Origin of the sequence: Dryocola mayonis (genome assembly GCF_051307045.1) — a bacterium.
GTDB lineage: Bacteria > Pseudomonadota > Gammaproteobacteria > Enterobacterales > Enterobacteriaceae > Dryocola.
In genome coordinates, this window is the sequence record NZ_CP150452.1 from 3,809,077 (window position 1) to 3,830,529 (window position 21,453).

Below are 21,453 nucleotides of genomic sequence, written 5' to 3' on the forward strand. Positions count from 1 at the left end.
GCCTGAAACATTCATATGATTAAAACGTTTCCCCGTGTCGCTGGAAAGGCTGTAATAATGAAAGTCGTGAACGTTAAAAATGTATAAAATATTACTGATTGACCGATGTTACTATAGCCTGGTGGGTCTTAGACAATTAATCAATAAAAATAACGCCTTCTGTATTGTTGATACGGATAATTTGCTTATTGCCCGTGAAAAAATTATCCAGTGGCAGCCTAATATGGTGATTGTCGATTTTTCCGGATTTTCCGGCGCCCTGCATAATATTCAGCAGCTGTCGGCAATTTATTCCGCCTGCGGTAAATCAACGCGCCTGATGGTAATGCAAAGCGGCGGTCATCCGCATATTGACGAGTATTGCCGCAAGCAGGGGACGCAGGAGGTATACAGCAAGACTTTGCCTTTGGACGAGCTTCATTCCCTGATCGAGCAAACGCTAAATACCCGCCCGCCTTTCAGATACCGGCAGCCAAATACGACGTCGCTGCTTACCTTACGCGAAGAGCGCGTCTTAAAGCTGTGGACGGAAGCGGCAAGTCACGAGATGATTGCGAAGGTAATGGGAATCAGTCCTAAAACGGTTTATACCTACAAGCGTAATATCCGCATGAAATTAGGCGCCGACAATCGCTTTTCTTTATTTTTAGCGCAGCCGTTAGCCATGGCTGAATAACGGTACGGCAACATTTACCGTACCGTTGCGGTTTAGATTAGTTCTGTGCTTTTGTAGCCGCACCAGAGATAGCGCTGCCGCCATCTGAAATATCTTCACCAACGCCGCGCGTGGTATTACATGCGGTCAGCAATGATGAGAGCACCACGAGTGAAAAGAACGCTGCAAGAGTTTTCTTAATCATGACATTTTTCCTTTTTTGCCTGTGTGATTGTGTATAGCCACTTAAGCATAGCCAAAAAATGGAAAGCTGACGCATATGATGGATTTTTTAGGAGTTATGGAAGTTATTTGTTGGTCGCGCGCTCGATTGCGCCGCCGAGATGCTGCAGATCTTCGCCAAAACCACGCGTCGTATTGCACCCGCTCAGCAAGGTCGCCAGAAAGGCGACAGTGAGCAGCAGCTTTGCCAGTCGATTCATCTTCCCTGCCTTCAACAAGCTGCGGCGTGGTATGAAAACAAGACCACGCCGCACGCCTTCACGTCTTACTTCACGCGAGAAACGTATTCGCCAGAGCGGGTATCAACTTTGATCACTTCGCCAATCTGTACGAACAATGGAACTTTAACCACCGCGCCGGTAGACAGCGTAGCGGGTTTGCCGCCGGTGCCTGCGGTATCGCCTTTCAGGCCTGGATCGGTTTCAACGATTTCCAGCTCCACGAAGTTTGGCGGCTGTATGGCGATTGGACGGCCGTTCCACAGGGTCACGATGCACTCGGCCTGATCCAGCAGCCACTTAGCGTTATCGCCGATTGCTTTTTCGTCGGCGGCCCAGCTGCTCGAAGGTTTCGTTATTCATGAAGTGGTAGAACTCACCGTCGTTGTACAGGTAAGTCAGGTTCATATCGATAACGTCTGCGCCTTCGGCGGAGTCGGTAGATTTAAAGGTTTTTTCCACGCGGGTGCCGGTCAGCAGGCGGCGCATTTTAACGCGGGCAAAGGCCTGGCCTTTACCTGGTTTCACGAACTCGCTGGATTCGACTGCGTAAGGCTCGCCTTCGAACATGATTTTAAGACCGGAACGAAAATCGTTGCTAGAATAAGTCGCCATAAGGCCCTCTGAAATTGTTAATTGGTAGCTTAGCCAAAAAAATGGCACACATTGTAACCCTAAATCCCCCCCGCAGAGAAGATTGGTTAACGCAACTTGCCGATGTTATAACCGATCCTGACGAACTGTTGCACATTTTAAATGTAGACGCTGACGAAGAGTTGTTGGCAGGACGCGATGCGCGGCGACTTTTTGCGCTGCGGGTGCCCCGCGCATTCGTCGCCCGCATGCAAAAAGGCGACCCGAACGACCCGCTTTTACGCCAGGTTCTTACCGCAAAACAAGAGTTCATCGCCGCGCCGGGTTTTAGCACCGACCCGTTGGAAGAGCAGCACAGCGTCGTGCCGGGACTGTTGCACAAGTACCGCAACCGCGCCCTGCTGCTGGTCAAAGGCGGCTGCGCCGTGAACTGCCGCTACTGCTTCCGCCGCCATTTTCCCTATGCCGACAACCAGGGCAACAAGCGCAACTGGCAGGCCGCCCTCGCTTACATCAGCGAGCATCCCGAGCTGGACGAAATTATTTTCTCCGGCGGCGATCCTTTAATGGCCAAAGACCACGAGCTGGACTGGCTGCTGGGCGAACTGGAGGCCATCGCGCATATCAGGCGCCTGCGCATTCACAGCCGCCTGCCGATTGTGATACCGGCGCGCATCACCGACACGCTCGTTGCGCGCCTCTCACGCTCGCGCCTGCAGGTGCTGCTGGTTAATCATATTAACCACGCGCAGGAGATTGGCGAAGAGTTCAGGACCGCAATGGCGAGCCTGCGCCAGGCAGGCGTTACGCTGCTCAACCAGAGCGTGCTGCTGCGCGGCGTTAACGATAGCGCCCGGACGCTGGCGGATTTAAGCAACGCGCTCTTTGACGCGGGAGTGATGCCTTATTACCTGCACGTGCTCGATAAAGTGCAGGGCGCGGCGCATTTCATGGTAAGCGACGATGAAGCGCGAGGGATTGTGCGCGAGCTGCTGACGCTGGTGTCCGGCTATATGGTGCCGAGGCTTGCCCGTGAGATTGGCGGAGAGCCGAGCAAGACGCCGCTGGATTTGCAGCTGCGGCAGTCGTAAGGAAGGCTGGCGGATAACGCTTCGCTTATCCGCGGGTGCAAACGTAGGGCGGGTAAGCGAAGCGCCACCCGCCGCAGGCAAACGTCTAAATCAGTTCGGGCACTTATAAACCTGGCCGGTCATTTTGCTGGCGGTCGGCGCAAAGCTCGACAGCAGGTTCTGGCTCGGGCTGCTCACGCCATAAATCACGTTGCCGCCCATAGCGGCCCGCATTGTTACGCAGGGCATTTGCCGCGCCGCGCATTGAACCGCCTTCGTCCCCGTGCTGCCCGGACAGCCAGTTGCTCTGCTCGCCGGTTGCGCTACCTAACAGCTGGCAGTTGCTGGCCGGCTTCTCTTCAACAAAACGAACGTTCTGGCCGCCTGCGGACAGTTCATTGCTGGTACTACATCCCGCCAGCAGCAACGCTGCTACAGCCATTCCTGCTGAAACTTTTATGCGCATGTTGTTCCCCGTAATCAATGCTGTGTGAAATATAGCGGGCTCAGTTACCCGGTAAGACCTTATACCAGACTGCGCCCGAAAAGAAAAAACCCTCAGGCATTTCTGCCTGAGGGTTTCTTTAATAGCGGACGCTACGGCAATTACATCATGCCGCCCATACCGCCCATGCCACCCATGCCGCCAGCAGCGCCTAAATCAGGAGCGTCGCTTTTTGGCAGGTCGGTAACCATGCACTCGGTGGTGATCATCAGGCCAGCCACGGATGCCGCGTACTGCAGCGCAGAACGGGTCACTTTGGTTGGATCCAGGATACCCATGTCAATCATGTTGCCGTATTCTTCGGTTGCCGCGTTGTAGCCGTAGTTGCCGTCGCCCGCTTTCACGGTGTTAGCGACTACGGATGGCTCTTCGCCGCAGTTCAGAACGATCTGACGCAGCGGCGCTTCCATCGCGCGCAGCGCAACTTTGATACCGACGTTCTGATCTTCGTTCACGCCGCGCAGTTCGCCCAGCTTAGAAGCTACGCGAATCAGCGCAACGCCACCGCCGGCAACCACGCCTTCTTCTACCGCAGCACGGGTAGCGTGCAGGGCATCTTCAACGCGAGCTTTCTTCTCTTTCATTTCAACTTCGGTCGCCGCGCCAACTTTGATTACCGCAACGCCGCCTGCCAGTTTCGCTACGCGCTCCTGCAGTTTTTCACGATCGTAGTCAGAAGTGGCTTCTTCGATCTGCTGACGAATCTGGCTTACGCGGCCGGCAATCGCCGCCTCTTCACCGGTACCGTCGATGATGGTAGTGGTGTCTTTGTTGATAACGATGCGCTTAGCGGTACCCAGGTTTTCCAGGGTCGCTTTTTCCAGCTCCATACCGATCTCTTCAGAGATAACGGTACCGCCGGTCAGGATAGCGATATCCTGCAGCATCGCTTTACGACGGTCGCCGAAGCCTGGCGCTTTAACAGCGGCGACTTTAACAATGCCGCGCATGGTGTTCACGACCAGCGTCGCCAGCGCTTCACCTTCAACGTCTTCGGCGATGATCAGCAGCGGCTTGCCGGCTTTCGCAACGGCTTCCAGTACCGGCAGCATTTCACGGATGTTGGAGATTTTCTTGTCAGCCAGCAGGATGAACGGGCTGTCCAGCTCGATTGAGCCAGTTTCCGGTTTGTTGATGAAGTACGGAGACAGGTAGCCACGGTCGAACTGCATACCTTCCACGACGTCCAGCTCGTCCTGCAGGCCGGTGCCTTCTTCAACGGTGATAACGCCTTCTTTGCCTACTTTTTCCATCGCTTCTGCGATCAGCGTACCCACGGTTTCGTCGGAGTTAGCAGAGATGGTACCAACCTGAGCGATAGCCTTAGAGTCGGAGCAAGGTACGGACAGCGCTTTTAGTTCTTCAACAGCGGCGATAACGGCCTTATCGATACCGCGTTTCAGATCCATCGGGTTCATGCCCGCGGCAACGGCTTTCAGACCTTCGGTGATGATGGCCCTGCGCCAGCACGGTTGCGGTGGTGGTGCCGTCGCCCGCAGCGTCGTTCGCTTTAGAGGCAACTTCTTTCACCATCTGCGCACCCATGTTTTCGAATTTGTCTTCCAGTTCGATTTCACGAGCGACGGAAACACCATCTTTAGTGATGGTCGGTGCACCGAAAGATTTATCCAGAACCACATTACGGCCTTTAGGACCGAGGGTAACTTTCACTGCATCTGCCAGTACGTTAACGCCACGCAGCATTTTCACACGAGCGTCGTTACCGAATTTTACGTCTTTAGCTGCCATTGTTCTTTTCCCTTAAATTCGTTTAATTTGCTTGCGGATTACGCTTCAACAATTGCCAGGATGTCGCTTTCGGACATGATCAACACTTCTTCATTGTCGATCTTCTCGGACTTCACACCGTAACCATCGTTGAAAATCACGATGTCGCCGACCTTCACGTCCAGCGGCTGTACGTTACCGTTTTCCAGGATGCGGCCCTTACCGACAGCGATGATCTCGCCACGAGTTGATTTACCTGCTGCACTCCCGGTCAGCACGATGCCGCCTGCAGATTTGGACTCAACTTCTTTACGCTTGACGATGACACGATCATGTAATGGACGAATACTCATTGATAGCTCTCCTTTGAGAAAGTCAGTATCAGTTGTTTGGGTAACGCCGACCCAAATGGGTTATCGGCTGGTGACCTGAGAGATGGGGATGGGCTTTCCCCCCTTCAAGGGGGAAAACAAAAAAATTTTCGAAATTTTAACGATCGTGGCGATTGTCATTATCACGGTCTTCGAGCCGTTTCGGGGCCTCGTCCCTGCGCTGGTACTCGCCGTCGAAGGTTTGACCGCCGTCGCCACCCGCGCTAAAGCCGCCGCCAGGCATGCGCGAAAAGCGCAGATGCGGCATCAGCTTAAGCGTCAGATGCTTTTGTACCGGCGGCAACAGCAGCAGCAGGCCGAGGAAATCGGTGAAGAAGCCGGGCAGCAGCAGCAGGAAGCCGGACAAGACGAGCGAAACGCTTTTGATCATCTCCGCGGCCGGGCTCTCGCCTGCCGCCATCTTCTGCTGCATCTGCATAAAGGTCTTAAAGCCCTGGTTGCGCACCAGCGACATCCCAATGACCGAGGTGAAGATCACCAGCATCAGCGTCAGGAAGACGCCCAGCACGTGGGCCACCTGAATGAATAATGAAATCTCGATGTAAACATAGAGAAAAATGGCAATTAACGGTATCCAGCGCACCGTATTCTCCTGTGGTTGATAACAAGCTCCCTTCCGGCGCTCGTAAAAATGGGTTAGCGATAGGGCATTGCTAACAGATGGCGGCGCATTAGCCAAAGATCAATCTAAGCTCCAGGTTATTTTTCTGGAAATTTCTAACCATTGATCGATATCACATATTAATAATAGTTATGTGATGTGGCTTTTAATAAGTGATCCAGATAACTGCTTTTCGCTATGATCAGCATATCATCACGGCATGGAGACCGAATACGGACATAATCGTCGGTCTATTCAGCTCACGACCACACATCCTGTGCGTGAAAACGGTGCATTTATTGGCAGCTTGAAAAAGAAGGTTCACATGTTAAATAACATTCGTATCGAAGAAGATTTGTTGGGTACCAGGGAAGTGCCAGCGGATGCCTACTATGGTATTCACACTCTGAGAGCGATTGAAAACTTCTATATCAGTAACAGCAAAATCAGCGACATTCCTGAGTTTGTGCGTGGCATGGTGATGGTGAAAAAAGCCGCGGCGATGGCCAACAAGGAGTTGCAAACCATCCCGAGAAGCATCGCCAATACCATTATCCAGGCCTGTGACGAAGTGCTGAACAACGGCAAGTGCATGGATCAGTTCCCGGTGGACGTCTACCAGGGCGGCGCCGGCACCTCCGTCAACATGAATACCAACGAAGTGCTTACCAATATCGGGCTGGAGCTGATGGGCCACCAGAAAGGCGAATATCAGTATCTGAACCCCAACGACCACGTCAACAAATGCCAGTCCACCAACGATGCCTACCCAACCGGGTTCCGTATCGCGGTTTACGCCTCCATCATCAAGCTGATTGACGCCATTAACCAGCTGGGCGAAGGCTTCCAGCGTAAGGCCGTCGAATTTGAAAACATCCTCAAAATGGGCCGTACCCAGCTGCAGGACGCGGTGCCTATGTCGCTGGGCCAGGAGTTCCACGCCTTTAACGTCCTGCTGACCGAAGAAACCAAAAACCTGCTGCGGACCGCAGAGCTTTTATTAGAAGTGAACCTCGGCGCAACCGCCATCGGCACACGCCTTAACACCCCGGAAGGCTATCAGCAGCTGGCGGTGCAGAAGCTGGCTGAGGTCAGCAACCTGCCGTGCGTACCGGCCGAAGACCTGATTGAAGCGACCTCTGACTGCGGCGCCTACGTGATGGTCCACAGCTCGCTCAAACGCCTGGCGGTGAAGATGTCGAAGATCTGTAACGACCTTCGCCTGCTCTCCTCCGGCCCGCGCGCCGGCCTGAACGAAATCAACCTGCCGGAGCTGCAGGCCGGTTCGTCCATTATGCCGGCCAAGGTGAACCCGGTGGTGCCTGAAGTCGTAAACCAGGTCTGCTTTAAGGTCATCGGCAACGACGCTACGGTGACCATGGCCTCCGAAGCGGGCCAGCTGCAGCTGAACGTTATGGAGCCGGTTATCGGTCAGGCGATGTTCGAGTCCATCCACATCCTGACCAACGCCTGCTACAACCTGCTGGAAAAATGCATTAACGGCATCACCGCGAATAAAGAAGTGTGCGAAAGCTACGTATACAACTCGATCGGCATCGTCACCTATCTGAACCCGTTTATCGGCCACCACAACGGCGACATCGTCGGCAAGATTTGTGCGGAAACCGGTAAGAGCGTGCGGGAAGTGGTTCTGGAGCGCGGCCTGCTGACAGAAGCCGAGCTGGACGATATATTCTCTATCCATAACCTGATGCACCCGGTCTACAAAGCAAAACGCTACACGGATGAAAGTGAACAATGATAATGACGGGAAGTTAACTTAGCCAAAAGGCACGTCCATCGCGACGTGCCTTTTTCGTTTCAGGCATACATTAATACAACAACTTATTTTCAACTCATTAAACTTCAAGGAAGCAAATTATGTTTGGAGCTGAACTCGTTATCGTCCTGCTGGCGATTTATCTTGGGGCAAGGCTGGGCGGCATAGGCATAGGCTTTGCCGGCGGCCTGGGCGTATTAGTCCTTACCCTGCTCTTCCAGATTAAGCCGGGGGCCATTCCCTTCGACGTCATCGAAATCATCATGGCGGTTATCGCCGCGATTGCCGCCATGCAGGTAGCAGGCGGTATGGATTACCTGGTAAGCCTCGCGGAGCGTCTGCTGCGCCGCCACCCGAAATACATCACCTTCCTCGCCCCGCTCGTCACCTGGTTTATGACCATTCTGGCGGGCACCGGGCATACGGCTTTCTCCACGCTGCCGGTGATTACCGAAGTGGCTAAAGAGCAGGGCATCCGCCCTTCGCGTCCGCTTTCCATCGCCGTGGTGGCATCCCAGATTGCCATTACCGCCTCGCCGATTTCCGCCGCCGTGGTTTTCTTTGCCGGGATCCTCGAACCGCTGGGCGTCAGCTACCTGACGCTGCTGGCTATCTGCATTCCGGTGACGCTGGTTGCCGTTATGCTGACCGCAATCGTCTGTAACTTCCTCGGCTGCGAGCTGAAAGACGATCCTATTTATCAGGAGCGTCTCGCCAAAGGCGAAGTGCAGCTGCGGGGCAGCCAGGTCTTTAAGCTAAAGCCGCACGCCAAACGTTCGGTGCTGCTGTTCCTGGTCGGCATCGTCGCGGTCATGTTCTACGCTACCGCCATCAGCGATACCGTTGGCCTGATCCAAAACCCGGTGCTGCCGCGTAACGAAGCTATCGTGGTCTTTATGCTGACCATCGCCACGCTGATTTCCATCACCTGTAAAATCGACACCGGCGAAATCCTCAACGCCAGCACCTTTAAATCCGGTATGAGCGCCTGTATCTGCGTGCTGGGCGTGGCGTGGCTGGGGGATACCTTCGTCAAAAACCATATTCAGGATATCCAGGGCTTCGCAGGCGATCTGCTGCAGGGCTATCCGTGGCTGCTGGCGGTTGTGCTGTTCTTTGCCGCCACCTTACTGTACTCCCAGGCGGCAACGACCAAGGCGCTGATGCCCGCGGCGCTGATGCTGGGCGTCAGCCCGCTCACCGCTATCGCCTCCTTTGCCGCCGTCTCCGCGCTGTTCGTGCTGCCGACCTATCCAACGCTTCTGGCCGCGGTTGAAATGGACGATACGGGCTCAACCCGCATCGGCAAGTACGTTTTTAACCACGCCTTCCTGCTGCCGGGGGTTATCGCCATCACCCTGTGCGTGATCCTCGGCTTTATCGTCGGCGGCCTGGTTCTGTAAATCTTGTAAAAACGGGTCGCCCGGCGGCCCGTTTAACATCTTCTCCTCTCCCTGCATGCTATAGTCTTCGGCTGTTTCCCCCGCAGACGAGAAAGCTATGTCGACTACCCAGGCCGTTGTCATTCTTTGTACCGCCCCGGACGAAGCCACCGCCCAGGAGCTTGCCACCCTTGCCCTGACGGAAAAGCTCGCCGCCTGCGTCACCCTGCTGCCCGGCGCGACCTCGCTCTACTACTGGGAAGGAAAAATGGAACAGGAGTATGAGGTGCAGATGCTGCTCAAAAGCGACGTCGCCCATCAGGAGGCCCTGCTGGCCTGTCTGAAAGCGCGCCACCCGTACCAAACCCCTGAACTACTGGTGCTGCCGGTTACCCACGGAGATAATGAATACCTGTCATGGCTCTACGCATCCTTACGCTGATCCTCCTGCTTTTTAGCGCTCAAACTTTTGCCGGCCTGTTCGACGGCCAGGGAAAAACGCAGTTTGTTCCCGTCGACCAGGCTTTCGCCTTTGATTTTCAGCAGGCCCACGGCCAGCTCAGCCTGAACTGGCAGATTAAGCCCGGCTACTATCTTTATCGCCAGCAAATCAAACTTAGCCCGGCGCAGGCGGAGCTGGCGCCGCCGCAGATGCCGAAAGCGCTCTGGCATGAAGACGAATTTTACGGCAAAACCGAGATTTACAAGGACAGCCTGACTTTGCCGGTGACGGTCAACTTCGCGCAAAAAGGCGCGACGGTCAGCGTAACTTACCAGGGCTGCGCCGAGGCGGGCTTCTGTTATCCGCCGGAAACGCGCGTTGTGCCGCTGAGCGCGGTTTCCGGCAAAGCAGCGCCTTCCGCTCCACTCTCCTCTTCCGAAGCGAAAGACGCGGGCGACGCTAATGCCGGCCGGCTTCCCTTCTCCGCGCTGTGGGCATTTCTTATCGGCATCGGCATCGCCTTCACGCCCTGCGTGCTGCCGATGTACCCGCTGATTTCCGGCATCGTGCTGGGCGGCAAACGGCGCTTATCCACCGCCCGCGCGCTGCTGCTGGCCTTTATCTACGTGCAGGGAATGGCGCTTACCTACACCGCCCTGGGCCTGGTGGTTGCCGCCGCCGGATTGCAGTTCCAGGCCGCGCTGCAGCACCCTTACGTGCTTATCGCCCTGTCGGCGCTGTTTGTGCTGCTCGCCGCTTCCATGTTCGGGCTGTTCACGCTGCAGCTGCCCTCGTCGCTGCAAACCCGCCTCACCCTGATGAGCAATCGCCAGCAGGGCGGCTCGGCAGGCGGCGTCTTCGCGATGGGGGCGCTGGCCGGCCTGATTTGCTCGCCGTGTACTACCGCCCCTCTTAGCGCCATCCTGCTTTACATCGCGCAAAGCGGAAACTTGTGGCTCGGCGGCGGCACGCTCTATCTTTACGCGCTGGGTATGGGCCTGCCGCTGATCCTTATCACCGTCTTCGGCAACCGCCTGCTGCCAAAAAGCGGCCCGTGGATGGAGACGGTGAAAACCGCGTTTGGCTTTGTGATCCTGGCCCTGCCGGTATTCCTGCTTGAACGCGTGCTGAATGATGGCTGGGGCGTTCGCCTGTGGGGATTGCTGGGCGTCGCTTTCTTCGGCTGGGCGTTTATTACCAGCCTGCGGGCCAGCAAAGCCTGGCGTATGGTACAGGTTATTCTGCTGGGCGCGGCTTTGGTCTGCGCAAGGCCGCTGCAGGACTGGGCTTTCGGCAACGGCGTCACCGCCGGCCAGCCGCACCTGAACTTTACGCGCGTCGCCAGTATCGAACAATTCAACCAGGCGCTGGCGGGCGCCAGAGGAAAACCGGTCATGCTGGATCTCTACGCCGACTGGTGCGTGGCCTGTAAAGAATTTGAGAAATACACCTTTAGCGATCCGCTGATACAAAGGCAGCTTGCAGGAACGGTATTGCTGCAGGCGGATGTCACGGCCAACAGCGCGGAAGATGCGGCGTTGTTAAAGCGCTTAAAGGTGCTCGGCCTGCCGACGATTTTGTTCTTTGATGCCGAAGGGCGTGAACAGCCGCAGGCGCGCGTCACCGGCTTTATGGACGCCAGCGCTTTTGGCACGCATTTGCGCAATTACGCGCAGTAAACAACACTAATGTGGGATAAACCGTTGAACGACGGAGGAGAAAACCGTGCAACGCGAAGACGTACTTGAGCACGCCCTGCACGTCCTTGAACGTGTGGGTATTGCCAGCACTACTCTTGAGATGGTAGCGCACGAGGCAGACTACCCGGTGCAGGAAGTAAAGAAATTCTGGCCCGACCGCGAAGCCCTGCTCTATGACGCCCTGCGTCATCTGAGCCAGCAGGTGGACGCCTGGCGCCGCCAGCTGATGCTCAACGACGAGCTGACGCTTGAACAGAAGCTGCTGAAACGCTACCAGGCGCTGACGGAGTGCGTCAGCAACCAGCGCTATCCCGGCTGCCTGTTTATCGCCGCCTGCACCTTCTACCCGGACGCCTCGCACCCCATTCATCAACTGGCGGACCAGCAGAAAAAGGCCGCCTGGGAATATACCCACGAGCTGCTCACCCAGCTGGAGGTGGACGATCCCACCATGGTCGCGCATCAGATGGAGCTGGTATTAGAAGGCTGCCTGAGCAAGCTGCTGGTCAAACGCAGCCAGGCCGATATCGATACCGCGCGCCGTCTGGCGGAAGATATTTTGCGCTTTGCCCAGTGTCGCCTGGGCGGCGCATTAACCTGAGGCTAGCTGATAAACCCGGCCCAGGCCGAGGCCAGCAGGCACAATGCCATCACGCGTTGAAAGCAAACGAGTGATGTCGTTGTGCGAAATAGCCGGGTAACGGCTTTCCCCAATAAAGCCCAGCCGCTTAAACAGAACAGCGAAATCAACAAAAACCAAAGCGATAACAGCGCTATCTCGCGCTGAGGATGCGCGCCCTGCGGCGCGAAAAGGCTAACCACCGCCAGCGCCATCATCCAGGTTTTAGGATTGATAAGCTGCAGTACCGCCGCCGAACGGCAGCTGAATGGCCGCCGGGCGCCTCGTCCGCCAGATTCGCCGCGGGCGCCGAAAAGAGCTGCCAGCTCAGCAAGCTTAACCACAGCGCGCCCGCCCAGCTCATTATTTCCCGCACCAAAGGATACCGGCGCAGCATCTCTCCCGCTCCCGCCCCCGAAACAAACACGATAAGGCTGGCGGCAAAGCAGGCCCCTATCACCGCCGGAAGGGTGGCTCTCACGCCGAAGCGCTGGCTGCTGGCCAGAATCAGGATATTGGTCGGCCCCGGCGTGATGGAGGCAACGAAAGCGAAAAGTAAAAAAGGCGCGGAGGCAAAAAGCTGGCTCATGGTTCAGAAGCTCCCCTGGTGATCTGAACCCTGACTTTTGACTTTTTTCTAAGGCAAGTCTGGAAGGTTTGTGCACAGCCTGCGGTAATGGGCCGGAGTGAGCCGGTACGCTCGCTGGAACCAGCGTCCTAAATGGCTCTGATCGGCAAATCCCAACGCCGCCGCGACGTTTACCGGCTGCTCTCCTTTAGCCAGCAGCGCCCTTGCGCGCGCCAGACGTAGCTGGATAAGCCAGGCGTGGGGCGCCATATGAAACTCTCGTTTAAAACAGCGGGAAAGGGTAAATCTGTCCGTCTGCGTTTCACGCGCAAGATCCGACAAGCCGATATTTTCCCCGATATGCGCATGAAGATAATCCCTGGCCCGATGGGCAATCGCCGCGCTTTGCACCCGCGATGTCTGGCGCTTTCGCCACTGGCAGTGCGCCGTTAGCTGGCCTAAAAGATTGTCCATCGTGTTTTGCTGCACAATGCGCATTTCTTCGCTGTGCAGGGCGTGAAAAGTCCCGGCGATAGCCTGCACAAGCTGCGGTTCGCGGGCGATGGTGCGGGCAAAATGCAGCGAATAGCTCGCGGGCACGGTTTCAAACAGGCCCTGAAGCGTACGGGTGAGCCACTGCTCTTCCAGATAGAAGGTCAGATAGGTAAAGCCCCCGGCAACCGGGGCGTCGCCGTCGTGGATCTCACCGGGTTCAAGCAGAAAAACGTCGCCTGGCGTGCTGTGATGACGTTCCCGGCGGCAGTGAAACTGCTGCGTGCCCGCAAGCGTGATGCCGACCAGATAACTGTCGTGCCAGTGGGGATCGTACGCATGCCCTTCAAAGTGGGCCCGAATCGTCTCGATGCCCGTCTCGCCGTGCTGATGTAACTCCAGCCAGTCTTGCGCCATATCGCCTCCTGTATTCGTCCTGCCAGCATTCGCAACCGCCCGGCAAATGTCTGGAAGATTTGTGCATCTTTACCCCTGCAGGGCTAAGAACGCGTCAGATTGACGCAAAGTTAAGCGATTGAACAGTTTTTCCTGAAATATGATTGACGAAGCAGGACCATTACGGTTTAATGCGCCCCGTTGCCCGGATAGCTCAGTCGGTAGAGCAGGGGATTGAAAATCCCCGTGTCCTTGGTTCGATTCCGAGTCCGGGCACCACTTATTCAGAAAAACCAGCCTAAGGGCTGGTTTTTTGCTTTCCGGGATACAGACTCTTCATCGAACAAGTTCGATTATACGCCTCATCCATGAGGCTCCCCCTTCGGGGCCAGCGCAAGCGCTGTTCAAAAACGTTCCCGACGTTTTTGTCCGAGTCCGGGCATCACTATTTAAAGAACCCAGCCTATGGTTGGGTTTTTGCTTTTTGGGCTGTATAAGCTTTTCCCCTCTTCCCGCCTGCTACACTTCAGGGTCATTATTCCGCTCAGCCGTAGGGCGGATAAGCAGTTTCATACCGACGATGGCGGATGACGTAACCCTGTCCGCCCTGTGTAATTTTCCTGGCAGAAGGCAGGCCAATCATGTCCGAAAACAACTACCAACCGCCAAAAGTCTGGACCTGGAACAAATCAGAGGCAGGCCAGTTTTCCAATATCAACCGCCCCGTTGCCGGGCCGACCCACGAGAAAACGCTGCCGGCAGGCAGGCATCCGCTACAGCTTTATTCGCTGGGCACGCCTAACGGCCAGAAGGTGACGATTCTTCTGGAAGAACTCCTGGCGCTGGGCGTAAGCGGCGCGGAATACGATGCGCATTTAATCCGCATCGGCGAGGGCGATCAGTTCTCCAGCGGCTTTGTTGAGGTGAACCCGAACTCCAAAATTCCGGCGCTGCTCGATAACTCCGCCACGCCGCCAATTCGCGTTTTTGAATCCGGCTCCATTCTGGTTTACCTGGCCGATAAGTTCGGCTATTTCCTGCCGCAGGATATCGCTGCGCGTACCGAAACGCTAAACTGGCTGTTCTGGCTGCAGGGCTCCGCGCCCTACCTTGGCGGCGGTTTCGGCCACTTCTATCACTACGCGCCGGTAAAAATCGAATACGCCATCAACCGCTTTGCGATGGAAACCAAGCGCCAGCTCGACGTCCTTGACCGTCAGCTTGCCGACCACCGGTTTATCGCAGGCGATGAATACTCTATTGCCGATATGGCCATCTGGCCGTGGTACGGCGCGCTGGCAAAAGGCGGCCTGTACGAGTCCGCCGAATTCCTGGACGTTGCTTCGTACAAAAACTTTAACCGCTGGGCGGACGAAGTAGCCAGCCGTCCTGCGGTGAAGCGCGGGCGCATCGTGAACCGCACCTGGGGCGATGAACAGCTGCCAGAACGACACGACGCCGCGGATTTTGATGCGTTCAATCTGTAATTTCCCTGCCTGACCAACCCGGCTGCCGCCGGGTTATCCCTGCCCGAAAACCATACGCACTCTAATTAAATGATAATTATTTGCATTTAAACATAGCTACGGCTATGTTTTATAGCAATTGCTATATCTGTTTATTTAACAGGCGAACCACAGGGGATGATATGTTCGGAAAAGCGACGGCGACAAGTTTGCTGATGGCAACAGGCGTGATGGTGGCGCTGATGTTTAACCCCGCGTGGGCGAAGGATAAGTTTAAGGTGATTACGACCTTCACCATCATCGCCGATATGGCCAGAAACGTGGCGGGCGACGCGGCAGAGGTTGAGTCCATCACCAAACCCGGCGCTGAAATCCACGAATACCAGCCAACGCCCGGGGATATTCGCCGCGCTCAGGGCGCGCGGCTTATTTTAGCCAACGGCCTTAACCTCGAGCTGTGGTTCCAGAAGTTTTATCAGCACATAAAAGGCGTGCCGGAAGTGGTGGTATCGGCAGGCATTACGCCGACGGGCATTACCGAAGGGCCGTATAACGGCAAACCGAACCCACACGCCTGGATGTCGCCGAAAAATGCGCTCATCTACGTCGATAACATCCGCGATGCCTTAAGCCTTCACGATCCGGAAAATACCGCCGTTTACGCCCAAAATGCCGAAGCCTATAAGCGGAAGATTCAGCAAACCCTTGAGCCGCTGCGTAACGAGATCAACAAAATTCCCGCGGACAAGCGCTGGCTGGTCACAAGCGAGGGCGCCTTCTCCTACCTCGCCAACGATTACGGATTAAAAGAGCTCTATCTGTGGCCGATTAACGCCGACCAGCAGGGCACGCCGCAGCAGGTACGTAAAGTTATCGACACCATTCGCCGGCACGGCATCCCGGCAATATTCAGCGAAAGCACCATTTCGGATAAGCCCGCCCGCCAGGTGGCCCGCGAGTCAGGCGCCCACTACGGCGGCGTGCTGTACGTGGATTCGCTGAGCGCGGCGGACGGCCCGGTTCCGACCTATCTCGATCTGCTGCGCGTGACAACCTCTACCCTCGTCAGGGGCATCAACGAAGGAGCGGCGAAATGATCGCAGGAATCTCCGTGCAGGACGCAAGCGTCACCTACCGCAACGGGCATACCGCCCTGCGCGACGCCACTTTTCAGATCCCGACCGGCACCATCGCGGCGCTGGTCGGGGTTAACGGTTCCGGCAAGTCGACGCTGTTCAAAGCCATTATGGGTTTCGTTCGCCTGGCGAAAGGCGATATCGCCATTCTCGGCATGCCGACCAAAAAGGCGCTGCGCCAGAATCTGGTTGCCTACGTGCCCCAGGCTGAAGACGTGGACTGGTCGTTCCCGGTGCTGGTGGAAGACGTCGTGATGATGGGCCGCTACGGGCACATGGGCATGCTGCGCATTCCGGGCAAGGCGGACAAGGCGGCCGTAGACCATGCGCTCGCGCGCGTGGGCATGAGCGATTTCCGCCGCCGTCAGATTGGCGAGCTTTCCGGCGGGCAGAAAAAGCGCGTCTTTTTAGCCCGCGCCATCGCCCAGGACGGCCAGGTAATCCTGCTGGACGAGCCCTTTACCGGCGTGGACGTTAAAACCGAAGAGCAAATCATCACCCTGCTGCGCGAGCTACGCGACGAAGGCCGCACCATGCTGGTCGCCACCCATAATCTTGGCGCGGTCACCGACTACTGCGACCACACCGTACTGGTTAAGGGCACCGTCCTCGCCTGCGGCCCAACAAGCGAAACCTTCACCCAGCAAAACCTTGAGCTCGCCTTCAGCGGCGTGCTGCGACACGTCAGGTTAACCGGCCTGGAAACCAGCGTGGTCACCGACGACGAACGTCCGTTTATCCGCGCAGCCAATCGGATGAAAGGGGAATAATCGATGGGCATTCTGCTCGAGCCGTTCGCCTATAGCTATATGTTCAACGCCATCTGGGTATCGGCGCTGGTCGGCGGCGTATGCGCTTTTCTCTCCTGCTATCTGATGCTTAAAGGCTGGTCGCTGATTGGCGATGCGCTCTCGCACGCTATCGTGCCGGGCGTCGCGGGCGCCTGGATGCTTGGCCTGCCGTTTTCCATCGGCGCGTTTTTCTCCGGCGGGCTGGCGGCGGTGACCATGCTGTTTTTAAACCAGCGCACGCGGCTGCGGGAAGACACCATCATCGGGCTTATCTTCTCCTCTTTCTTCGGCCTCGGGCTGTTTATGGTGTCGCTTAACCCAAGCTCGGTGAATATTCAGACCATCGTGCTGGGTAATATTCTGGCCATCGCCCCCGCGGACATCGTCCAGCTGGCGGTGATTGGCTTTGTTTCGCTGGCGATTTTGCTGGTGAAATGGAAAGACCTGATGGTGACCTTTTTCGATGAAAACCACGCCCGTTCTGTCGGCCTGAATCCCCTACTGATGAAGGGGCTGTTTTTCACTTTGCTGTCGGCGACCACCGTCGCCGCGCTGCAAACCGTCGGCGCATTTCTGGTGATTTGCATGGTGGTTACGCCTGGCGCAACCGCTTATCTGCTGAGCGACCGCTTCCCGAAGCTGCTGATGATTTCCGTGGCGCTGGGCAGCTTCACCTGCGCTATCGGCACCTATATCAGCTATTTTCTCGACGGCGCGACGGGCGGAATTATCGTCGTGCTGCAAACCATTTTGTTCCTGCTGGCCTTCGTTTTCGCGCCGAAGCACGGCCTGCTGGCAAACCGTAAACGCGCGCGCCGGGCGCAGGGAGTCGCTCCATGAACCTCGTCGATACGCTGCTTTCCCCTTTCCAGTTCGGCTTTATGATCAATGCGCTGGTCATGACCGCGCTGGTCGCCGTTCCCTGCGCCCTGCTCTCCTGCTTCCTGGTGCTCAAAGGCTGGGCGCTGATGGGCGACGCCATGAGCCATGCGGTTTTCCCGGGCGTAGTGGTTGCCTGGATGGTTGGACTACCGCTGGGCGTTGGCGCGTTTGCGGCGGGCCTGTTCTGCGCGCTGGCGACGGGCTTTTTGCAGGACAACAGCCGCATCAAACGCGATACCGTGATGGGCATAGTCTTCTCCGGCATGTTTGGCGCGGGCCTGGTGCTGTATGTTTATCTTAAACCCGATATCCACCTCGACCATATCCTGTTCGGCGACATGCTCGGCGTCGGGCAGAAGGATATCATTCTGACGGGCACGATAGCGCTGTTCACCGCCGGCGTTATCGCCGTGAAGTGGCGGGATTTCCTGCTGCACGCTTTCGATCCCGCGCAGGCGCAGGCGTCCGGCCTTAACGTCAGGCTGCTGCACTACGGCCTGCTGTGCATGGTGTCGTTAACCATCGTCGCCGCCCTGAAAGCGGTGGGGATTATCCTCGCGATCTCTTTGCTGATCGCCCCCGGCGCTATCGCCTCCCTGCTGACCCGCACATTCTTATCCATGATGCTGGTAGCCCTTACCGTGGCGATTAGCGTCTCGTTTATCGGCGTTTACCTTTCCTTCTTTATCGACAGCGCGCCTGCGCCAACCATCGTGGTGCTTTCGGCCATCGTGTTTATGCTGGCCTTTATCTTCTCAACCCGCCAGCAGGCAAAAATGGAGAGCGGGCAAGGGGTTGCGCGATAACTTTTTCACGGGCCATATTTACAACTCATTTATAACTGTTAAGAATGGATATTATTTGAACATAGACATGATGAATGTCCGAAGACGCGCTCAGGCAGCAAATTCAGAACCTCAAAAAGCACAACGCCCGGCTAAAAAGAATTGCACACGACGCGCGAAACAAGCTCAGTGCGGCTCTGGACGGCACCGGCCTGTGCCTGTGGCAGCTCGACGTGCCCAGCGGCAAGCTGGTTATCTTCAATCGCCGCTGGGGTTCGATGCTGGGCTATCAGCCCAAAGAACTTAGCGCTCACTTCGAGGTGTGGCGTGAGCACCTGCATCCGGAAGATAAAGAGATGGTGCTGGCGGCATTTTACAACCACCTGGAAGGCAAAGCGCCGTTTTACGAAGCCCTGCACCGCATGCAGGCTAAAAACGGCGCCGTCACCTGGGTTCTGGACCGCGGCAGGGTAACCGAGTGGGACGATGACGGAAAGCCGCTCAAGGTGACCGGCACCCACATCGATATGACCAAAGAGAAGCAGTACGAAGAGCAGCTTGCCAAACTCGCCAACCACGACCCGCTGACCGGCTTAACCAACCGCCACGCGCTGCGCGCGCGTTTTGACGCGATGAAAGAGCGCGGGGCCGCTCTCCCTTGCCTTTATCGATCTGGACGACTTTAAAAACGTGAACGATACCTTTGGCCACCGCAGCGGGGACGAAGTGCTGCTGCAGCTTAGCCAGCGTTTGCAGGACGCCTGTCCGCCGGAAGTCACCATCGGCCGCATCGGCGGCGACGAATTTATCCTGCTGATGCCGTGGGCGATGGATAACCAGGAAATTAGCGGTATTACCAGGCGCTGTCTGGACGCCGCCGTTACCCCCTTTGAGCTGGGCAACGGCGCCGCTACCCTTGGCGCATCGATAGGCGTCCACGAGTGCCGGGAGAGCGATAATTTCGCCGACGCGGTGATCCACGCCGACGAGTCGATGTATCTGATAAAACGCACCGGCAAAAACGGCATCGCTTTGGGTAACGTGGTGCTAGCCCAGGCCTTTTGACAGCGGATGGCGCTTTACGCCAGGTACTTATTAAACCAGTCAATGGTGCGCTTCCACGCAAGCTCTGCCGCAGCCTTGTCGTACCGCGGCGTTGAATCGTTATGGAAACCGTGGTTCACGCCCGGATAGACATAGGCTTCGTAGATTTTATTATTGGCCTTCAGCGCGGCCTCATAGGCAGGCCAGCCTTCGTTGACAGGCTTGTCCAGCTCGCCGTAGTGCAGCAGCAGCGGCGCCTTAATGCGCGGCACATCTTCCGCTTTCGGCTGCCTGCCGTAGAAAGGCACCGCCGCCGCCAGTTCCGGGTAAGCCACCGCCGCCGCGTTCGCCACCCCGCCGCCGTAGCAGAAGCCGGTGATGCCGACCTTGCCGGTCGTCGCTTCGTTATTGAGCAGAAACTCTATTGCGGCAAAGAAATCGTTCATGAGTTTGCCAGGATCGACCTGCTGCTGCAGCTCGCGGCCTTTTTCATCGTTGCCGGGATAGCCGCCGACCGAGCTTAATCCGTCCGGCGCCAGCGCGATAAATCCCGCCTTCGCCACGCGCCGCGCCACATCTTCGATATAGGGATTCAGGCCGCGGTTCTCATGAACCACCACCACGGCAGGCACTTTTCCCATCGCCTTCGCGGGCTTCACCAGATAGCCTTTCACGCTGCCGTGCCCCTGCGGCGAAGGATAATGGATATATTCCGGCAGAATATCGGGATCGGTAAACTCCACCTGCTGCGCGTAGGCGTAGTTGGGCGTCAGCAGCGTGCCAAGAGCCACGGCAGACAGTCCGCCGACGACGAATTTTGAAGCCAGATCGAGGAACTCACGCTTGCTGATTTTACCGTGCACGTAAAAATCGAAGTACTCAAGGAGCTCGGGCGGGAAATCTTTCGCTGTCATTCTGGTCATCTGCAGGCCCTTTTACTGAGGAAAGTTGGATGAATAATGGCCTGAAAACGGCGATTTTGTAAACTTTTCGTCGCCGCCGTCTTTCATTTTTGCCCGTCTGTTGCCCAACATGCTTCGCTTATTTATGGTACAAAGTACCGGCTATTTTTCTTCATTTTCAGGACGCGGCGCCATGGCTTTTTCCATCGACATTATTTCCTGCATCACCGACCGCTTTGTGGAGCTTACCGCCACGGAAAAGCGCATTGCGCAGTTTATTCTTGATGACGTGCAGTCTGCCGCTACTTTACCTATTGCAGAAATGGCGCGGCTTACCGGCACCAGCCAGGCGTCGATCACCCGTTTTGCGCGCGCCATCGGCTGCAAGGACGTGCGGGAACTGAAGGTGAAGCTCGCGCAGTCGCTGGCCGTCGGGCAGCGCTTTATTCTCGACGTGCCGGATCTCGAAGGGGTGCAGGGGATCTACGAAACTATCATTAACGTGCTGGACATTAATCGCCGGGCGCTCGACCCGGAATCGCTCAAAAAGGCCGTCGAATGGCTGAGCGACGCGCGGCAGATTCTGGCTATCGGCATGGGCGGCGGCTCGACGATTTGCGCGCAGGAAGTGCAGTTTCGCCTGTTCCGCCTTGGCCTGCCGGTGGTCAGCCAGAGCGACGGCCTGCTGGTCAGAATGATGTGTTCTGCCGTGACGCCGAACGACGTGGTGCTCGCCCTCTCGCTGGGCGGCTATACGCCGGAAATCATTGAAAGCGCGGCGATGGCGAGGCAGTACGGCGCAAAGGTTATCGCTATTACGCCGCAGGAGTCGCCGCTGGCGGCCAACGCCGATATCGTCCTGCCGCTTATCGTGCGGGAAAATGACTACATCTTTAAGCCGAGCACCTCGCGCTACGCGATGCTGGCGATGGTCGACGTGCTGGCGACGGAGCTGGCGATGGCGAATAAAAATCAGGCGAAGGACCGGCTGCGGCGTATCAAGCTGGCGCTGGACAGCCACCGCGGCGGGGCGGATCGACAGCCGTTAGGGGATTAGAACTC

General features: G+C 56.7%; 19 protein-coding genes, 1 tRNA gene and 5 pseudogenes. 15 read left to right on the forward strand and 10 right to left on the reverse strand.

The genetic code is table 11. From position 1 onward, the window contains the following. Positions 1–79: 79 nt before the first annotated feature. Complete coding sequence (locus WLO32_RS18435; protein WP_435946434.1) at positions 80–676, forward strand: LuxR C-terminal-related transcriptional regulator; 597 nt, start codon at positions 80–82, stop codon at positions 674–676. A gap of 37 nt (positions 677–713) precedes the next feature. On the opposite strand, the gene ecnB is transcribed toward WLO32_RS18435, so the two are convergent. From ecnB to efp, 3 genes and pseudogenes are all read right to left on the reverse strand, one after another. After that, positions 714–860, reverse strand: coding sequence for a lipoprotein toxin entericidin B (gene ecnB / locus WLO32_RS18440; RefSeq protein ID WP_435946435.1), 147 nt, complete (start codon positions 858–860; stop codon positions 714–716). Positions 861–963: 103 nt separating this feature from the next. Continuing rightward, on the reverse strand, positions 964–1,098 hold the full coding sequence (locus tag WLO32_RS18445; RefSeq protein WP_435946437.1) for an entericidin A/B family lipoprotein: 135 nt from the start codon (positions 1,096–1,098) through the stop codon (positions 964–966). A gap of 65 nt (positions 1,099–1,163) precedes the next feature. Continuing rightward, positions 1,164–1,731: pseudogene (efp, locus tag WLO32_RS18450) on the reverse strand (elongation factor P). 41 nt (positions 1,732–1,772) lie between these two features. On the opposite strand from efp, the gene epmB reads away from it, so the two are divergent. Continuing rightward, on the forward strand, positions 1,773–2,801 hold the full coding sequence (gene epmB / locus WLO32_RS18455) for an EF-P beta-lysylation protein EpmB (RefSeq protein ID WP_435946439.1): 1,029 nt from the start codon (positions 1,773–1,775) through the stop codon (positions 2,799–2,801). A gap of 90 nt (positions 2,802–2,891) precedes the next feature. Here epmB and WLO32_RS18460 read toward each other — a convergent pair. The 4 genes and pseudogenes from WLO32_RS18460 to WLO32_RS18475 all read right to left on the reverse strand — a co-directional run bounded on the left by WLO32_RS18460 (position 2,892) and on the right by WLO32_RS18475 (position 5,988). Next, a pseudogene (locus WLO32_RS18460) lies at positions 2,892–3,246 on the reverse strand (DUF4156 domain-containing protein). A gap of 140 nt (positions 3,247–3,386) precedes the next feature. Then, positions 3,387–5,034 (reverse strand): annotated as a pseudogene (gene groL, locus WLO32_RS18465) (chaperonin GroEL). Between the two features lie 38 nt (positions 5,035–5,072). Beyond that, complete coding sequence (locus WLO32_RS18470) at positions 5,073–5,366, reverse strand: co-chaperone GroES (RefSeq protein WP_043081801.1); 294 nt, start codon at positions 5,364–5,366, stop codon at positions 5,073–5,075. Between the two features lie 136 nt (positions 5,367–5,502). Then, positions 5,503–5,988: an FxsA family protein gene (locus WLO32_RS18475; protein ID WP_435946440.1), complete on the reverse strand. Its 486-nt coding sequence runs from the start codon at positions 5,986–5,988 to the stop codon at positions 5,503–5,505. Positions 5,989–6,331: 343 nt separating this feature from the next. Here WLO32_RS18475 and aspA point away from each other — a divergent pair, with 343 nt between their 5' ends. The 5 genes from aspA to WLO32_RS18500 all read left to right on the forward strand — a co-directional run bounded on the left by aspA (position 6,332) and on the right by WLO32_RS18500 (position 11,911). Then, positions 6,332–7,768 carry an aspartate ammonia-lyase gene (gene aspA / locus WLO32_RS18480; protein ID WP_435946441.1) on the forward strand — a complete coding sequence of 479 codons (1,437 nt, stop codon included), beginning with the start codon at positions 6,332–6,334 and terminating at the stop codon, positions 7,766–7,768. A 119-nt stretch (positions 7,769–7,887) separates the two neighbouring features. Further along, positions 7,888–9,189, forward strand: a complete 1,302-nt coding sequence (locus tag WLO32_RS18485) for an anaerobic C4-dicarboxylate transporter (protein WP_435946443.1) — start codon at positions 7,888–7,890, stop codon at positions 9,187–9,189. Positions 9,190–9,286: 97 nt separating this feature from the next. Further along, positions 9,287–9,610 (forward strand): divalent cation tolerance protein CutA, encoded by a 324-nt coding sequence (gene cutA / locus WLO32_RS18490; RefSeq protein ID WP_435946444.1) that lies wholly within the window; start codon positions 9,287–9,289, stop codon positions 9,608–9,610. Then, a complete protein-coding gene (locus tag WLO32_RS18495; protein ID WP_435946445.1) occupies positions 9,586–11,289 on the forward strand; it encodes a protein-disulfide reductase DsbD in 1,704 nt (567 codons plus the stop codon). The genes cutA and WLO32_RS18495 overlap by 25 nt, the downstream gene beginning before the upstream one ends. 46 nt (positions 11,290–11,335) lie before the next feature. Continuing rightward, entirely contained in the window at positions 11,336–11,911 is a 576-nt protein-coding gene (locus WLO32_RS18500; RefSeq protein WP_121266881.1) for a transcriptional regulator, read from the forward strand. A gap of 2 nt (positions 11,912–11,913) precedes the next feature. Here WLO32_RS18500 and WLO32_RS18505 read toward each other — a convergent pair. Together WLO32_RS18505 and WLO32_RS18510 are read right to left on the reverse strand one after the other, a co-directional pair. Continuing rightward, positions 11,914–12,518: pseudogene (locus WLO32_RS18505) on the reverse strand (LysE family translocator). Positions 12,519–12,566: 48 nt separating this feature from the next. Then, a complete protein-coding gene (locus tag WLO32_RS18510) occupies positions 12,567–13,406 on the reverse strand; it encodes an AraC family ligand binding domain-containing protein (RefSeq protein WP_435946447.1) in 840 nt (279 codons plus the stop codon). Between the two features lie 182 nt (positions 13,407–13,588). On the opposite strand from WLO32_RS18510, the gene WLO32_RS18515 reads away from it, so the two are divergent. From WLO32_RS18515 to WLO32_RS18545, 7 genes and pseudogenes are all read left to right on the forward strand, one after another. Then, positions 13,589–13,664: transfer RNA gene (locus WLO32_RS18515), tRNA-Phe, on the forward strand. 362 nt (positions 13,665–14,026) lie between these two features. Continuing rightward, complete coding sequence (gene yghU, locus WLO32_RS18520; RefSeq protein WP_435946449.1) at positions 14,027–14,872, forward strand: glutathione-dependent disulfide-bond oxidoreductase; 846 nt, start codon at positions 14,027–14,029, stop codon at positions 14,870–14,872. 194 nt (positions 14,873–15,066) lie between these two features. After that, entirely contained in the window at positions 15,067–15,948 is an 882-nt protein-coding gene (locus WLO32_RS18525; RefSeq protein ID WP_435948338.1) for a metal ABC transporter substrate-binding protein, read from the forward strand. Then, positions 15,945–16,757, forward strand: a complete 813-nt coding sequence (locus tag WLO32_RS18530; protein WP_435946450.1) for a manganese/iron ABC transporter ATP-binding protein — start codon at positions 15,945–15,947, stop codon at positions 16,755–16,757. Before WLO32_RS18525 ends, WLO32_RS18530 begins: the two co-directional genes overlap by 4 nt. 3 nt (positions 16,758–16,760) lie before the next feature. Beyond that, on the forward strand, positions 16,761–17,618 hold the full coding sequence (locus WLO32_RS18535) for a metal ABC transporter permease (protein WP_435946451.1): 858 nt from the start codon (positions 16,761–16,763) through the stop codon (positions 17,616–17,618). Further along, entirely contained in the window at positions 17,615–18,466 is an 852-nt protein-coding gene (locus WLO32_RS18540; RefSeq protein WP_435946452.1) for a metal ABC transporter permease, read from the forward strand. The genes WLO32_RS18535 and WLO32_RS18540 overlap by 4 nt, the downstream gene beginning before the upstream one ends. A 74-nt stretch (positions 18,467–18,540) precedes the next feature. Next, a pseudogene (locus WLO32_RS18545) lies at positions 18,541–19,510 on the forward strand (diguanylate cyclase domain-containing protein). A 14-nt stretch (positions 19,511–19,524) separates the two neighbouring features. Here WLO32_RS18545 and yghX read toward each other — a convergent pair. Next, a complete protein-coding gene (yghX, locus tag WLO32_RS18550; protein WP_435946453.1) occupies positions 19,525–20,412 on the reverse strand; it encodes a YghX family hydrolase in 888 nt (295 codons plus the stop codon). 172 nt (positions 20,413–20,584) lie between these two features. Here yghX and WLO32_RS18555 point away from each other — a divergent pair, with 172 nt between their 5' ends. Then, positions 20,585–21,448: a MurR/RpiR family transcriptional regulator gene (locus WLO32_RS18555; RefSeq protein ID WP_121266890.1), complete on the forward strand. Its 864-nt coding sequence runs from the start codon at positions 20,585–20,587 to the stop codon at positions 21,446–21,448. Positions 21,449–21,453 lie beyond the last annotated feature (5 nt).